The organism is Bartonella sp. EBT8 (assembly GCF_055796165.1).
Genome location: NZ_JBTTDJ010000061.1, coordinates 1 through 1,723 on the forward strand (window position 1 = coordinate 1; position 1,723 = coordinate 1,723).

Sequence of the window (1,723 nt, forward strand, 5' to 3'; positions counted from 1 at the left end):
CAGCATCTAAATAAAGGCGATAAACAAAGACAGCAGGTTAACCAAACAGTCGAGTATCTGAAATCTAAAGGCTACAGCGAACAAGAAGCTATTGCCATGGCGCGTAATCCTCAGATGCTTAGTGCATTACTCACAGGTAGTGATCAACTTAAATTAAGTGAAGGTTTCCAATGGTATGATAATCCAGAGACTGGTCAACGTGAAATGAGACCCATTAAAGGTTCACCACAGGAACTTGAGTATAACCAGAAGAAACGAGAAATAGCAGAGTGGGAAGAAAATAAGAAGGCGGCTGCTCAGAACGCAGCATATGAACTTCATAATACCATGGGTGCAATTGATAAGGCTCTTAATATTATAGAAACGAATCCAGAATTTGCTACAGGTGGAATTGGTACTATAGCTCAAATTTTACCAGCAAGTGATGCAAAAACCTTAAAAAATACATTCAAACAGCTTGAAGGTGGTATTTTTAATAAAGTTATTGCGGGGATCAAAGCGCAAAGTAAGAATGGAACAGTAGGTGTTGGACCGTTATCTAATGAAGAAAGTAGGCGAATAGTACAATCTTATGGTGTTTTAGATATTAGCGATAAACCAGAAGAATTATATCAAACACTCTTAAACATTAAATATATGTTTAACCGTTTCAAAGAACTGAATGAGGAAGAAATTTATAGGCTATCGAACGGAATGGAAGTAAGACAGCGTCGCAAATCTCCTCATCAATCTTTTACTAATCGGTTTATGGCGCGAGGGGCTGGTGCAAATCTTCCAACTGTAAATAGCAGAGAAGAACTAGATCGTTATCCTGCTGGCACAGTAGTTTATTATAACGGAGAGCGAATATATAAGGAAGGCAAAGAATAATGAACAATAAGCATTATCGTCGTGGTGCTCCTGTACCAGAACTTGGTGATGATGTGTACATAGCTGAGTATGCTCCTTACAGGAATAAACGTGGTTATCGTCGTGGTGCTCCTGTACCAGAGCTTGGTGATGATGTATACGTAGCTGAGTATGCTGATGATTTTTATAATGACCGTTCTTATGAAGATGTTCCACAGTCCCCAGAGATCACACAAAGTGAAGCCTTTTGGAATTCTTTAAAGCATGGTTTGAGTTTTGGTTTAGATGACGAATTTGGAGCTATGACAGCAGCAGGACGCGATTCTGATGATGATTTGGCACCATGGGCTTTTACCAAGGGATTTTTAAAGTATTTGTTTTCTAGCGATAAGAAATTAGAAGAGAAATATGACAAAGAAGTCAAGAAACGGCGTGATTATCAACAGAGGATGAGCGATACGCATTATTGGACGTCTTTGGGTGGAAATATATTAGGGTCTGCTTTGCCCTCACTTGCAACGTTAGGGGGAGGAGCGGCGGCGGGATTAGCGAGGTGGGCAGCGCCTCATGCTACTTCAAAATTAGGTCAAGTATTCTCGAAATCTGTTCCAACATGGGCAGCAACGGGAGGGAAATATGTAGGTAATAAATTGAGTCCGTTTTTAGGTATAACGGACAAAACAACACTTGGGCATTTGCTTAAAGTAGGGGCGTTATCTGGTGCATTACATGGATTTGGTGAAGGTGAAGGGTTAGGTCATACACTTCAAAGTACAGCCCTTGGTGCAGGTTTTGGAGCGGGAGGGACAGCTCTTGGAAGTGCTGTTGGTTCTGGTCTTGGTTCCCTTGGGGGCTTGGCAGCAAGAGCTGTTTC

At 41.3% G+C, this 1,723-nt stretch carries 2 pseudogenes; both read left to right on the plus strand.

Going from position 1 to position 1,723, the window contains the following annotated elements:
• Positions 1-870 (plus strand): annotated as a pseudogene (locus tag AC0QT4_RS09015) (hypothetical protein); the annotation flags it as partial.
• Positions 870-1,723: pseudogene (locus AC0QT4_RS09020) on the plus strand (hypothetical protein); the annotation flags it as partial. The pseudogenes AC0QT4_RS09015 and AC0QT4_RS09020, both read left to right, overlap by 1 nt.